Origin of the sequence: Rhodanobacter sp. FDAARGOS 1247 (assembly GCF_016889805.1) — a bacterium.
Classification (GTDB): Bacteria; Pseudomonadota; Gammaproteobacteria; order Xanthomonadales; family Rhodanobacteraceae; genus Rhodanobacter.
Genome location: NZ_CP069535.1, coordinates 2,679,751 through 2,693,149 on the forward strand (window position 1 = coordinate 2,679,751; position 13,399 = coordinate 2,693,149).

Annotated in this window: 9 protein-coding genes; all 9 read right to left on the reverse strand. The window is 63.4% G+C overall.

What is annotated here, in order from left to right:
* Positions 1 to 60: 60 nt before the first annotated feature.
* Positions 61 to 600, reverse strand: coding sequence for a hypothetical protein (locus tag I6J77_RS12280; protein WP_056717173.1), 540 nt, complete (start codon positions 598 to 600; stop codon positions 61 to 63).
* A 16-nt stretch (positions 601 to 616) separates the two neighbouring features.
* On the reverse strand, positions 617 to 2,593 hold the full coding sequence (locus tag I6J77_RS12285) for a type VI secretion system Vgr family protein (RefSeq protein WP_239308955.1): 1,977 nt from the start codon (positions 2,591 to 2,593) through the stop codon (positions 617 to 619).
* Positions 2,594 to 2,742: 149 nt separating this feature from the next.
* Entirely contained in the window at positions 2,743 to 4,044 is a 1,302-nt protein-coding gene (locus tag I6J77_RS12290) for a tetratricopeptide repeat protein (protein ID WP_204109216.1), read from the reverse strand.
* A 197-nt stretch (positions 4,045 to 4,241) separates the two neighbouring features.
* Positions 4,242 to 4,529, reverse strand: a complete 288-nt coding sequence (locus tag I6J77_RS12295; protein WP_204109217.1) for a PAAR domain-containing protein — start codon at positions 4,527 to 4,529, stop codon at positions 4,242 to 4,244.
* Positions 4,530 to 4,858: 329 nt separating this feature from the next.
* Positions 4,859 to 5,968 carry a hypothetical protein gene (locus tag I6J77_RS12300; protein ID WP_204109218.1) on the reverse strand — a complete coding sequence of 370 codons (1,110 nt, stop codon included), beginning with the start codon at positions 5,966 to 5,968 and terminating at the stop codon, positions 4,859 to 4,861.
* Between the two features lie 113 nt (positions 5,969 to 6,081).
* Complete coding sequence (locus I6J77_RS12305) at positions 6,082 to 7,374, reverse strand: hypothetical protein (RefSeq protein WP_204109219.1); 1,293 nt, start codon at positions 7,372 to 7,374, stop codon at positions 6,082 to 6,084.
* A 287-nt stretch (positions 7,375 to 7,661) separates the two neighbouring features.
* The gene (gene tssH, locus I6J77_RS12310) at positions 7,662 to 10,406 is read right to left on the reverse strand and encodes a type VI secretion system ATPase TssH (protein ID WP_204109220.1); all 2,745 of its coding nucleotides are present in this window, start codon (positions 10,404 to 10,406) and stop codon (positions 7,662 to 7,664) included.
* Positions 10,407 to 10,524: 118 nt separating this feature from the next.
* The gene (tssG, locus tag I6J77_RS12315; RefSeq protein ID WP_204109221.1) at positions 10,525 to 11,547 is read right to left on the reverse strand and encodes a type VI secretion system baseplate subunit TssG; all 1,023 of its coding nucleotides are present in this window, start codon (positions 11,545 to 11,547) and stop codon (positions 10,525 to 10,527) included.
* Positions 11,511 to 13,394: a type VI secretion system baseplate subunit TssF gene (gene tssF / locus I6J77_RS12320; RefSeq protein ID WP_056717171.1), complete on the reverse strand. Its 1,884-nt coding sequence runs from the start codon at positions 13,392 to 13,394 to the stop codon at positions 11,511 to 11,513. The genes tssG and tssF overlap by 37 nt, the downstream gene beginning before the upstream one ends.
* Positions 13,395 to 13,399 lie beyond the last annotated feature (5 nt).

The following is a 13,399-nucleotide window of genomic DNA, read 5'->3' on the forward strand; positions in this document are numbered from 1 at the left end:
GCCACGCCGGGCAAGGTCATGTCGGCTCGACCCTCTTTCCCTGGCTCGCCCTGCGGTGCCTCAGGTGGCGCCGGCGACTCCGTTCAACAGGTTCATCGCCGGCTCGATGAAGGCGGCACGACGGCTTTCGAATTTCTCGTTCACCAAGGCAGCCAGCATGTTGATCGCCGCCACGACGGCGCAGGCCGTGAGATGGTCGGCCGGGGGCACCGGGGTTTCCTGCGAAGCCGGCGCCAGACTGCCGCCCGACCAGCCCGCCGCCGCAGCCACCCAGGCGCCAGCCGACTTGTAGCCACCCGCATTGGCGAACTCGAAGGCTGCGCGCCGATTGCTTTCGTTCGGCTCACGCACCCACTTCTCGGCCAGCGAGGCACCGGCCTTGTCTTCCGGGTCCAGCACCTGGTCGCGTGCGCATTGGCACAGCCAGGCCACGGCGTAGCGCTTGGGCAGCATCCGGGCCAGCAGTTTCAGCGCATCCTGCACCTGCCCGGCCGCCACCAGCGCCTGCACGGCGGCCTGTGCGGTCATGTCGGGGGTGAGCAACGCACTGGCCGGCTCGGACAATTCCATCTGGACGGATGCTTGCATGACTGATGACATCGACGTGCTCTCCAACCTAGCCAATCATGATGATGCCGCCGGACATCTGCGCCATCGCGTCGCCCTTGAGCATCAGCATCGGGCCCTTGACCGTCGTCATGGCGCCGCCGGCCACTTCGACCTGCGCGTCGGAATGGGCCTTCAGCGACACGCCTGCGCCGAGGTCCATGTTGACGCCAGCCTTGGCGGCGATCTTCATGCTGCCGTCGAGCGTGATGTTGACGCCCTTGATCGTGATCGAGCCGTCGCTCTTCATGACGATGCTCGAAGCACCCGTGACCAGCTCGATCTCCGTGCCCGCATCGAGCTTGAACTTCTGGCCGATCGTGGTGGTGCCGTTCTGCTTGACGTCCAGCTTGTCGTCCTTGCCCACCGTCGCCGTGCGATTGCCGGTGATGTCCTCGGTCTGGTCGTTTTTGATGGTGATCTTCTCGTCGTGGTCGATCTGCACGAAATGATCGTTCTCCACTTCCTCGCGCATGTCCTTCTGCGCGTGCAGGAACAGCTCCTCGCTGCCCTTCTTGTCCTCGAAGCGGATTTCGTTGAAGTCGTCCGCGCCACCGCCTTCATGGCTGCGGCTCTTCACGCCGCTCTGGGTCTTGTTGTCGGGCAGCGCGTAAGGCGGCAGGTTGTCGGCGTTGTAGACGCTGCCGATCACCAGCGGGCGATCCGGGTCGCCTTCGAGGAAGCTGACCACCACTTCCTGCCCGACCCGGGGAATGTGCACGGCGCCCCAGTTCTTGCCGGCCCAGGACGATGCCACCCTGACCGGGCAGGAAATGTGGGCATTCTTCTTGTCCGACTTGTTCCAGTGGAACGTCACCTGGATGCGGCCGTACTTGTCCACCGAGATGTCTTCGGCCTTGTCGCTTCCCGACACCACGGCGGTCTGCAGGCCGACGACCATCGGCTTGATCGCCGTCTGCATGGTGCGGAACGGCTGGCGGCTGCTGATCACCGAGAAGTTGCAGAAGAACAGCTCGCCATCCGACCCGCCGGAGGTGCGCGCGGCGTTCTCGATGTGCACGGTCGATCCGGTGACCAGGTATTCCTGGTTCAGTTCGGCACGGGGGAACTTGGTCAGCTTGAACAGCGCGCCAGTCAACAGTCCCGGCGCGTTGGTCGAGCCCGAGCACAGCGACTGGGCCACGTTGATCGATTCGAGACGTACCTGGGCGTAGTGCTTGCCCGCGTCGCTGGTCTCGTGGTCGCCGGGGAAGTCGAACGACTCCAGTCCGTTGACGGAGTGGTTTTCGTCGGCGTTGCTGATCGTTTCCTCCCCGAGCAGCGAAGTCTTCGGCTTCATCGGGTCGTAATCGGTCAGCGAATACTTGGTCGTCTGCACCGATCGGGCCGAGGAAAAGTCGGTGATCGAGACCTCCAGCGCCGCGCGGCTTCCGCCAGCCTGCGGGCGATACGGAAGTTGTGCGTACCCGCTGGTGGTGGCATGCGCCCCCAGCGAGTCGGCCAGCACCATGGTGTGCACGCCATCGGTGTGCTGAAAGAAGTAGTAGATACCTTCCTGCTCCATCAGCCGGCTGATGAAGTTGAAGTAGTCCTCGCGGTACTGCACGCAATAGTCGCGGGCCGGATAATTGCCGCTCAGGCTCAGCTTCACGTCGCCATAGCCGAATTCGGCCAGCACCGCCTTGACGATGTCGGGCACCGATTGCTTGAGGTAGATGCGGCAATCGACCTTGTGCATCAGCAGCCACGCCTTCGGCACCAGCGTCACCGCGTACTCGGCAAATCGCTCTTCCTTGAAGCTTTCGAACCCGGTCTGCGAAATTTCCGAGACCATGCCGCTGAAATAACGCTTGTAACCCTCGGACTCGAAGGTGACCGTCATCGAGCTGCCGAGCAGAGGCAGCAGCTTCACTTCGCTGTCCGTGCTGATCAGCTTCAACTGGTAGGAAAACAGCCTCCCCAACTGCTCGCCACCAGACAGACTGGCAGGCAGCAGCTTGTCACCGAGGTCTGACTTCAGTGTCATCCGATTCGTCATTTCCCATCTCCCCCAGCGAGCCCGCGATTGCGTTCTTGCGAATCCCCAATGTTTATCATATTCCCGTCCAGCCCGGGAGAGGCGAATATCCCGTCAGCGCCCGTCCTGCGGCGCACAGTCTGGCAGGCCCTTTGCTTTCAGTTGCCTCGGCGAGCCAGGACCACCCAGCCCGACACGGGCCGGCCAAGCTCCTTGCGCAGCGGGTGCGCCGCCATCCGCACTTCGCCGAACCCCGCCGCCTCCAGCGCCTGCAGCACGTGACGCCGGCTGTGCTGGTAGCGGCCGCTGGGATGCAGCTCGACGCGATCGTCGTCACCCTCCAGCACTTCGAGCGTGAAGGCCAGTATCCCGCCGGGCCGCAGCGATGCATGGGTGGCCTGCACGACTTCATGCAGGTCACCGAAATAGATCAGGGTGTCCGCCGACAGCACAAGATCCCAGCACCCGCTGCCGCTGCCCAGGAACTGGCCCAGTTCGGCGACCTCCAGCGCGTCATAACCGCCGCGGCTGCGCGCCTTGTCGATCATCTTGCCGGACAGGTCGACACCATGAAGCCGCCGCGCGTACGGGCGAACCAGCGGCGCGCACAACCCGGTGCCACAACCGGCATCGAGCACGTCCAGGCGGGCGGCGGGCGGGCCCAGCATGCCGCCCAGGTGTTCGATCAGCACTTGCGGCGCACGATAGTCGAGGTTGTTCAGCAACTGCTCGTCGAAACTGTCCGCAAACCCGTCGAAAACCTCCCGTACGTAGGCGTCATCCGCGCGGGCAGGCATCGTGCCACCACCACAGGACGCCAGCATGTGGCGCGGCACGGGATGGTTCGGCTCGCGCGACAACCAGTCGCGGTAGACATCGAGCGCCTCCTCGCGCCGGCCAAGCACGTACAGCGACACCCCCAGCTCCTGCAAGGCACGCGTATCGGTCTGGTCGCAGTGCCAGGCCTCCCGAAAACACTCCACGGCGTCGGCCAGGTCCTCCATCACGTCCAGATGACTGCTCTTGAACAAGCCCATCAGCATGTGGGCGCGGCCCAGACGGGGTGCCTGTTGCAGCAGCTCTTCATAGAACCGGAGGGCCTCCGTGGGGCGCTGCTGGGCCTCCAGCACGATGGCCAGATTGCCCAGCGCATCGAGATGATGAGGCACGCAAGCCAGCGCCCGGCGGTAGCAGGCTTCCGCTTCGGCGAGATGTCCCGACTCCTTCTGTATGTTGCCGAGGTTGTTGTGAGCTTCCGCGTGACCAGGCACCGCGCGCAGCGCCATCCTGATCAATCGGGCGCCGTCATCGCTGTCGCCGCGCTGGTGACGCAGGACTCCCAGGAAATGCAAGGCATCGGGTTGGCCCGCCTTCATCTGCAGGGCACGTCGATAGCCGGCCTCGGCTTCGTCGAGACGACCTGCCTGATGCGCTTCGATTGCCTGCCGCATCGTATTCATCACGCGATGCGACAGATCCTGGCCGTGGCGACCGCTTCCGACCCGGCCAGCGGATGACCGGCTCACCCGCCGAGCTCCGGCATCCCAGGCAAATGCCTGGCACCCGGCTCGCGGGATGGCAATCCGCCCCCTGGCGCCCGCCGACGATCAAGGCCGATGATCACTGCAGCAAGCGGCGTCTCCATGACTTTCCCCGGTCAGCTGATGATCACCGTGGGACAACCGAGCACGATGGTCCCGCCATGCGCCGTCATGTCACCCATGCGGGCCGCCGGCATGTTGGCGATGAGCACCTTGAACGAGCCCATGGCGATCAGGTCGGGTGGCCCGGCGCAGACGGCCATGTCGGTCACCCGAGCGGCAGGCAATCCCCCAATGAGCACCGTGGGCGCACCCGGACCGGAAATGGGACCGCCCACGTGTGGCACCGGCCCGGTAAACATCGGGCAGACGTGCATGTCGGTAAGTCGCGCTGCTGGAGGCATGAGCTTCCCTCTCCCTCAATGATTGGGTGAATTATGCGCCGGGCCGGGCGTCCTTGGTCGTTCGACAGTAATTCCTTCGCCACCGACAACTTGCTCCTGGTACCGAACTTCAGCCCGGTACCGCCGAACATGTTGACGACTCGCTGCTGGCGGGCGCGTGCCAGCTCATCCATGGCTCTGAACTCGCCCATGCTCAATGGCTTCGGTGGCATGTCCCATGGCCCCAAGATGGAAGGCAAACCCTCGCGGCTCTGCTTTCCAAGATCCCTGCGCGTCCGATGAGGAATCAAGCTGACTCACCCAGGCGCGGAAAGCGCCCCTGAATTGATTTACACGTTGAACTGGACGGAATTGCCCGGCTTGTCGATGCTGCTGTTCAACTGGATGATATCGGCCCGACTCAGCCGGTTCAGATCGTAGATCGTCTGTCCTTTGTTCTCGTCGGCAAAATCGACCATGATGAAATTCGGCAGGTATATCTGGAAATTCGTGGCGTGCGAATCCAGGGGAAAGGCCTCCGGAACGCTATTGCTCATGTAGTTGTAGCCACCTTCCGTCCACAACTGCTTCAGTTGCTGCTTTCCACTCGTGGTCCAGGCCTTCTTGTCCCTGCCCTTGATGCTTCGCACCATGCCGGTCTGCGTCCAATACATCATCCGGAGCACGTCACGCGAGTAATGCGCCGTGTTGGCGTCGCCAAGAATGCGCCTCTGCTTGTCGATGTTCTGGAGGAACTTACCCTTCACTGGGGAGCTGAATGCGTAGTACCGCGGCTGCACGATGTCCGTTCCGCCCTTACCGTAATAGACCAGGCCGTTGATGTGATCGGGCATCACGCCATGGGGATAGAGACTGACGACTTGTGCCGCACCATCCGCAATCGTCGCGCCCGCCTGGCTCAATTTGGAAAAGCCGTCAGGCATGAACCCGCAGACCACCTTGCCGCCCATTTCGTCGAGGGTATGGTTGGCCAGATTGCCCGGCTTCTTGTAGAGCCGGGTTTTCAACTTGCTCTGGCAAGCCTCCAGGATCAGCTCGTAGTTGGCTGACTTGTCGAACTTGAGTATCAGGAATTCGTCCTGGTACTTCTCGACGAAACGGAACGCGCCGTCGAGGATGTCGTCCAGATCCATGCCCCAATCGCCGAACACCATCCGCGTGACCTCGATGTTCCGGGTGGCTCCGCCCACGTTTTTCGACTTCATTTCCGGCGTGTTCTTGCCGTGGAAGGCGGAAAGCTTGGCGCCGCCGTGGCCGGTTCGCTGACCCGAAATGCGGATATCGAAAATGCGCACGCCGCACTTGGCCTGGTGATAGATCGATTTGCTCTGGGTGCGGGCACGGATGCCGCCCGAATTGATGGCCGCGTCGTGGCTGCCGGCCATCACGATCTCGTTGACCTTCTTCTGCCCGCCGAGCGAGTGGTATTCAATGGCCATTTCGACATCCTTCAATGGGGTGGGAGCGCACGCATCGCGGGCACTCGGGCATCAATGAAAAGCAGAAAAATCTACATACCTGTCTGGGGAACACAGCGAACCCACCCAGCGCTTCATGCGTGCAAGGGGAAAGTTGCCGGCCAGACACTGACACGGCGATCCGCATAGCGGCCACCACCAACCTCGACGGTATAGGTGGGATCGTCCGTCAGCAGTCCCTTGCTCATCAGCGAATCGCGCAGGAACGCGCTGCTTCCGACGGCTTGGAACAAGCGGCTGTCGACCTTGGACAGCAGCAGGTTGCCGTTGCCGACATCCTCGAAAATCGTCTGGTAGGCACCGGGATAGGCGGCCGCGAAGCAGGCCCGGTGATGTTCGTTGATCCAGTAGCTTTCCTTGCCGCCGCGGGTGTAAAGATCCATCCTGGAATGCTTGGCGGCGGAACGCCGTCGCAATCCACCGCCAACGAGGCGATTCTTCATCCCGCTGGTCTGGTAGCTCTTGTGTTCGGAAAGCCCCATGACCAGGCGGGCGTACCCCTCGCACATGTCGGCTGCCGAACAAAGGAAGTTGTAGGGAACACCATCGATCGAGGTACCGAGGCTGCGCAGGAATCCGCAGGCCAGGTTCCGCGTGATATACGCGGCATAGGCGGGCTCGTTCGGGATCACCTGGGCATTGTGCACGCCCGGCATCGGCAGCATCACCGCCGTGGTGCGGCCCGGATCGACGACAGTCAGGCGACTCCAGTCCTGCGGCTTGAATGATTTGCGCATCTCGTGCATCGCAATGATCGCGATGTAACGTGCCACGTTGGGGGTCAGTCGTGTGGTGTCCTCGATGGTCTTGCCGGCACTCAACCCGGCGACCGGGTCGACCCCGAAAATATTGCACTCCAGCTCGTTGCCGAACACCTCGTTCAGGGCCGCCGCGATGCGGATGCACGTCACCGCGCCACGGCTCCAGCCCGCCAGGTTCACCCGATCGATGGCCTGGCCATGCTCGAAGATCATGTCCTGGATGATGTTGACCGTACGGATCACGTTCTCGTCCCAGCCGAGTCCGCTGAGATTCCCCAGCGCGTTGCCGACCTTGTTCGAGCGCGTCAGTTTCGATGTGGAGGTCTTGCCACCCAGCGCCTTGCTGAACGACGAGCCGCCACCACCCGACCCCGAAATGCGATTGCCCGTGATCGGGTTGACCTGCTGGGGAAGCGCGATGCCCCCGACCATTCCCGAGCCAGGCCCCTCGTTGATCAGATAGCTGCCCGGAGTAACCAGCGACCCTGCCAGCCTCGCCTCCGAGCCGTCCGTATGGTTATGAAACCAGGCCACCAGCTCATTGCTTTCCGTCGCCTTTACCCGGTTGAACCCGGTACCGTGGCAGTACACCGCGAACGTAGTCATATCGATTCCTGGTTATCGCTGGCCGCCCCCTGAGGTGCGTACCCGCGGCACATGGGCAACGTCATGCCCACCAATGGAACTTCAACTTCGCATCCCTTCGCCTGAGGTCCGCAGCAAGCCCGCGCCAGATCAAGCCTGGCGCGGTGACGGTCATCCTCCGAGTTTCCGGGCTCACGCAACTGCCCTGATGTGAAGGGGAGCGCGCGCTGCGAAGACGTCCGGTCGACTTGCAGCGATTTCGCGCTTCGTCCTTTCAGGAAGGCAATCACCTGCCGTTTGCCCGACGGTCACCCGAAAGCGTACGAAAACTCTCCGTCCGTCACCCCCACCTGCACCTTCGCCACCTCCTCCCCGGCAATCATCCTGGTGAGGAACGCGCGCGAGATGTCCGGCAGCATCGAGTTGGTCAGGATGGCGTCGATCATGCGCCCGCCAGATTCGGTCTCGGTGCAGCGTTCGACCACCAGCTTCACCACGTCTTCGCTGTATTCGAACGGGATCTTGTAGCGGGCCTCGACGCGCTTCTTGATGCGGTTGATCTGCAGCTTGACGATCTTGCCCAGCATCTCGGGACTGAGCGGGTAGTACGGAATCGTCACCAGACGGCCCAACAGCGCGGGCGGGAAGATCTTCAGCAGCGGCTCGCGCAATGCCTTGGCCATGCCCTCGTGATCGGGCATCAGCTCGGGGTCCTTGCACAGGCCGGCGATCATCTCGGTGCCGGCATTGGTGGTGAGCAGGATCAGGGTGTTCTTGAAGTCGATCGAGCGGCCTTCGCCGTCTTCCATCACGCCCTTGTCGAAGACCTGGAAGAAGATCTCGTGGACGTCGGGGTGGGCTTTCTCCACTTCGTCCAGCAGCACCACCGAATACGGCTTGCGTCGCACCGCCTCGGTAAGCACGCCGCCTTCGCCGTAGCCGACATAGCCGGGGGGCGCGCCCTTGAGGGTCGAGACGGTGTGCGCTTCTTGGAACTCGCTCATGTTGATGGTGATGATGTTCTGCTCGCCGCCGTACAGTGCCTCGGCCAGGGCGAGCGCGGTCTCGGTCTTGCCGACGCCGGAGGTGCCGGCCAGCATGAACACGCCGATCGGCTTGTTCGGATCGACCAGGCCGGCACGCGAGGTCTGGATGCGCTTGGCGATCATCTCCATCGCGTGATCCTGGCCGATCACGCGGGCACCCATCAGGCTGGCCAGGTTCATCACGGTCTCGAGTTCGCTCTTGACCATGCGACCGACCGGAATGCCGGTCCAGTCCGACACCACCGAACCCACGGCCTGCTGATCGACCGAGGCCAGGATCAGCGGATGTTCGCCCTGCAGTTCGGCCAGTTGGCCCTGCAGGTCCTGCAGTTCCTTCAGCGCGGTCGCACGGTCGTCACCGGCAAGGGCGGCTTCGCCAGCGGGCGTTTCCTTGGCGTCGGCCACCTGGTTGGCCGACTCTTCCAGCGCACTGCCGGTGCCTTCGACCGGCGCGGAAGAACCACGCAACTTCGAGCGGATGTCGAGGATCCTGTCGACCAGATCCTTTTCCTTGACCCAGTTCGCTTCCAGCGTTTCCAGCCGCGCCTTCTGCGTCGCCAGCTTTTCGTTGGCGCTGTCCTCGCGGGCGGTCACGTTCACGCCGACGTTCTTCTCGCGGGCGATGATGCCAAGCTCGGTTTCCAGCGCCTGGATGCGCTTGCGGGTGTCGTCCACCTCGGCCGGCACCGCATGCTGGCTGATCGCCACACGGGCGCACGCAGTGTCGAGCAGGCTGACCGACTTGTCCGGCAACTGGCGCGCGGGTATGTAGCGGTGCGACAGCTTCACCGCGGCTTCCAGCGCCTCGTCGAGGATCTGCACCTTGTGGTGCTTCTCCATCACGCTGGCGACGCCGCGCATCATCAGGATCGCCTTCTCCTCGCTGGGTTCGTCGATCTGCACGGTCTGGAAGCGACGGGTCAGCGCCGGATCCTTCTCGATGTGCTTCTTGTACTCGGCCCAGGTGGTGGCGCCGATCGTGCGCAGGTTGCCGCGTGCCAGCGCGGGCTTGAGCAGGTTCGCCGCATCACCGGTGCCGGCCGCGCCGCCGGCGCCGACCAGGGTGTGCGCCTCGTCGATGAACAGGATGATCGGCCTGGTCGAGGACTGCACTTCCTCGATGACCTGCTTCAGGCGATTCTCGAACTCGCCCTTCATGCTGGCGCCAGCCTGCAGCAGGCCCACGTCGAGCACACGCAGTTGCACGTCCTTCAGCGGCGGCGGCACGTCGCCGATGGCGATGCGCATGGCGAAGCCTTCGATCACCGCAGTCTTGCCGACACCGGCCTCGCCGACCAGCATCGGGTTGTTCTGGCGGCGGCGCATCAGGATGTCGACCAGCTGGCGGATCTCGTCGTCGCGACCGACGATCGGGTCCATCTTGCCGTCGCGCGCCTGCGCGGTGAGGTCGATGGTGAACTGCGCCAGCGCTTCCTGCTTGCCCATCTGCGCCGGCGACATCGCACCGCTGGCTTCGCCCGGCGCCGAGCCCCCGCCCATCTTGAAACCGTCGTTGGCGCTCAAGCCGTCTTCGGGTGAACCGCCGATCACCTCGGCAAATTTCTCGACCAGGGCCTCGGGCTTGATCTTGTCGAATTCGGCCGAGATGTTCACCAGGGCATTGCGCAGGTTGCGCGTGCGCATGCAGCCGACGATCAGGTAGCCGGTGCGTACCTGAGCTTCGCCGAACATCAGGGTGGCGAATACCCAGGCGCGCTCGACTGCTTCCTCGACGTTGCTCGACAGGTCAGAGATGGACGACGAACCACGCGGCAGTCGATCCAGCGCATCGGTGATGTCACGCGCCAGGTTTGACGGGTTGAGGTTGAACTGCTTGACGATGCGATGCAGGTCCGAATCCTGCAGTTGCAGGATCTGGTGAATCCAGTGCACCAGTTCCACGTAGGGATTGCCGCGCAGTTTGCAGAACACGGTAGCGCTTTCGATGCCGCGAAAAGCAAGCTTGTTGAGCTTTCCGAACAGGGCGCCGCGACTGATTTCGGCCATGATCATCGTTCCTTTGCAGTAGTTGTCGTTCAGCGGACTTCTTGCGATGTCGAACTGGTATCTGCCCGCGCCGTTCGGGCGGCGCGATCGTGTAATGAACTGTCTTCGCCCTGCCTGGTCAGCCCACCGGCTTCAGGACGACCTGGTCGGCGTCATCGTCCCGGTGCACCTGCCCCATCCACGTCGTCAGCCCCATGCGGCCACCCTGTCCCAACCGGGTTGCAGGCACCTCGTCCCTTTTCAGGACCAGTTGCACGTCCCAGGCCTTTTCTTCGCCGACATAGGTCTTCACCGCGGCCACGAGCTGTTTCAGCGCCTCGCCCCCCGGCAGGAAATTGTTGAACTCGGCCCGGCTCAGCGGCCCCAACCGCAGGCGGAACCGCTGCTGACTGCCCCATACGTACTGGCCGGTGACCGTGGTCAGTCCCAGCGCCGCCACCTCGCCCGAGGCACCAAGGCGCAGGTGGGACTCCGGGGGCAGACGCATCCACTCGGCGACAAACTCGACAATCCCCACCGGAATGCGGAAGAAGCGTTCGAGCAGGCCTTTCAGCCCTTCGGCATTGCGTGCCTGCTGCAGTAACCGCCCGGCGAAGAAGCGCTTGAACTGGTCCGGCAGCGCATCGCGCCCCTCGAGATTGGGCGTGGCCAGGCCGACCAGGGCGCCCATGTACAGGCGGAACCGGTCTTCATCCGGCCGATCCAGATGCACGGTGGGCTGCGAGTCGGCCCAGGTACGGTAGAACAGGCTCATCATCCGGTGATGGAAGATGTCCGCGAAGGCGGAGAATGTGCGATCCCGCGAGTTCAGCTCGCGGTCCATGGCGTATTCGGTGAGATGCAGCGGCAGCGGTGCATTCGGGCCGAACAGGCCGAAGAAGAGGCCATGCATGCGCGCCGGACGGCCACCACCACCCGGCTGGTAGCGATCGACCGTCCTGGGTGCGAACGCCAGCGACGGCGTCTGGCACAGGCGCACGAAATCCTCGGCGGCCTTGGCCGAATGCCCCAGCCTGGGCCGCTCGGGATGGGCACACTCAAGCCGCCGGATCGCTTCGAAAAACTCGAAGTCCTCCGGACGATCGCGCAGCGCGTTCTCCAGCGCTACAACGTCTGCCGTGTTCCGAGCCGAGCCGGCCATCGAGCGACCTCATTGCGTTCCAAAGTACGCAGGACTGTTTCAGTGAAGGAATTGATGGACACGTAGCGCGCAAAGAACTGCTGCATCACCGCGCCAAGAAGGAAGGCGCCGGTGCCTTCGAAGGCACCGTCGTCACAGGTAAGCGTGATCTCCAGGCCACGACCGAAAGTGATCGGCCCCTGCACCGGAATACGCCGCACGATCGGCTGCGAGCTCACCGCCTTCACGCCCTCGACCTGCCGCAGCGCACTGGAGTCGAACTCGTCGCAATAGAGCGTCAGCATCTCGCGCAGGGCCGAGGCGCCTTCGCCGGCGTTGTTCTCCAGCAGCGATACGTAATTCAGCTGCAGATGGCTGAGCAGCCGCCACGCTGTCTCGCCCGTGGCCACCGGGGCACGTGGCTTGGTGGGCCCGGCAACACAACGGATGGATTCGACAGGCGCACCGGTCTCCAGGGTGAAGTCGGTCTTGGACTTGCCCACCGGCATCTGCAGCGGCAGGTCGCGGTTGGTGCACATCAGCTGCATGCCGATCTGGCGCAGCTCGGTCGAGTACGGTGCCTCGCTGGAGTCGACCAGCGCGATGAACATCTCGTTGCCGATGTAGCTGGAACGCGCACCCTGCCGCTTCTGTCGCGAGGACACCAGTCGTGGCTCGCGGCGTATCGTGTAGTAGGCCGAATGCTGGCTGTGCCAGGTGCGTTCGTCGCAACCATAGAAGGGCAGGAAGCGCTGCTCCGGTTCCTGCCGGTCACCGAAGCCCTCGACGTTGCCGATGCTGTGGATCTCGAAATCCATCGGCCGCGTGCGATCGGCCAGGATGTGGTACTCGGCCTTGCCCTGCTGCAGGTGGATGCGATCGGCCCGGCGGGGAAACAGATTGATGGCGGGCGTGCAGAACAGACGGAAGTTGTTGAGGTCGATGGCGTTGTGCAGGCTCGCCACGCTGCGGTCGAACAGCACGACGATCTCGAACTCGTTGCCCCTGGAGCGGCTCAACAGCGACTTCAGCCCGGTGAATTCGGCGAACAGGAAGCGTTCGGGACAGGCAAAGTATTCCTGCAACAGCCGGTAGCCGCTGAAGGAGCGGCCACTGTACGGAATGAGCGCCTCGTCATCGTCGAAACCACGCCGATGAATGGCACTGGCGTCATGTGTCTGGCTGATCTCGCCACTGGCCCCCATGGCCCGCACCATGTAACAGACCGCATTGCCCAGCAGTTGTTCGTAAAGACGCTTGGGCAACTCGTCCGCGCCGGCGATGAACACCGGCAACTTGTCCAGTGCCAGCATGTTGGCCTGGGCGCCCGCCGTGACGCGAAGCTTGAGCCGAAGGCCGGCACGCACCGTCTTGCCTGCGGGCAAGGCCACGCCCGCCGCGGCGATGGCCGCAGGTGTCTCGAAATACTTCGCCTCGATCAGTTCCAGCGGCCACAGGGTGACGTCGTGCGCAGTGCGATACTCGCAGGTCGTGCGGTCATCCTTGCCGGCAAGACTGCGCAACGCCGTGTGCCGGGCCACCGTATGGCCGGCGAGCAGGCCGCTCTCTTTCAGATCCGGTTGCATCTGGACCACGGCCATGGACGGCACGGGCGCCAGATAATGCGGGTAGATCATTTCCAGCAGGTGCTGGGTGAACACCGGGTATTGCGCGTCCAGCTTGAGCTGCACGCGCGCGGCGAGGAAGGCGAAACCCTCGAGCAGACGCTCGACATAAGGGTCGGCGCACTCGAAGCCTTCCAGGCCAAGGCGCCCGGCGATCTTCGGGTATTCGCGCGCAAACTCGCCGCCCATCTCGCGGACGTGTTGCAGTTCCCGGTTGTAGTACCGCAGCAGTCGTGGGTCCATGGTCA

Bases quoted from the DNA above. Each gene is read 5' to 3' on its own strand.
- I6J77_RS12280 (WP_056717173.1), bottom strand. From the start codon at position 600: ATGTCATCAGTCATGCAAGCATCCGTCCAGATGGAATTGTCCGAGCCG.
- I6J77_RS12285 (WP_239308955.1), bottom strand. From the start codon at position 2,593: ATGACACTGAAGTCAGACCTCGGTGACAAGCTGCTGCCTGCCAGTCTG.
- I6J77_RS12290 (WP_204109216.1), bottom strand. From the start codon at position 4,044: ATGAATACGATGCGGCAGGCAATCGAAGCGCATCAGGCAGGTCGTCTC.
- I6J77_RS12295 (WP_204109217.1), bottom strand. From the start codon at position 4,529: ATGCCTCCAGCAGCGCGACTTACCGACATGCACGTCTGCCCGATGTTT.
- I6J77_RS12300 (WP_204109218.1), bottom strand. From the start codon at position 5,968: ATGGCCATTGAATACCACTCGCTCGGCGGGCAGAAGAAGGTCAACGAG.
- I6J77_RS12305 (WP_204109219.1), bottom strand. From the start codon at position 7,374: ATGACTACGTTCGCGGTGTACTGCCACGGTACCGGGTTCAACCGGGTA.
- tssH (WP_204109220.1), bottom strand. From the start codon at position 10,406: ATGGCCGAAATCAGTCGCGGCGCCCTGTTCGGAAAGCTCAACAAGCTT.
- tssG (WP_204109221.1), bottom strand. From the start codon at position 11,547: ATGGCCGGCTCGGCTCGGAACACGGCAGACGTTGTAGCGCTGGAGAAC.
- tssF (WP_056717171.1), bottom strand. From the start codon at position 13,394: ATGGACCCACGACTGCTGCGGTACTACAACCGGGAACTGCAACACGTC.